The sequence below is a fragment of the Mesorhizobium escarrei genome (assembly GCF_935825525.1).
GTDB classification, from domain to species: domain Bacteria; phylum Pseudomonadota; class Alphaproteobacteria; order Rhizobiales; family Rhizobiaceae; genus Mesorhizobium; species Mesorhizobium escarrei.
Genome location: NZ_CAKXZT010000047.1, coordinates 1 through 232, shown reverse-complemented (window position 1 = coordinate 232; position 232 = coordinate 1). Strand labels below are relative to the sequence as shown.

Annotated in this window: 1 pseudogene; it reads left to right on the top strand. The window is 68.1% G+C overall.

The features are described 5' to 3' along the window. Positions 1–232, top strand: a pseudogene (locus NMG80_RS04040) (integrase); the annotation flags it as partial.

Sequence of the window (232 nt, the reverse complement as noted above, 5' to 3'; positions counted from 1 at the left end):
CTTCTTCACCGTGACGCTCGACCGACCCGATCTCTCACGCCGTCTCACCGTCATCCGCCAGCCGCGCAAGCTGCCGCTGGTGCTGAGCGTCGAGGAGGTGGCGCGGCTGCTCCAAGCCGCACCGGGGCCGAAGTACAAGGCCACCCTCGGCACGGCCTACGGCGCCGGCTTGCGGGTCTCCGAGATCGTGGCGCTCAAGGTGACCGACATCGATTCGACGCGCATGCTGATC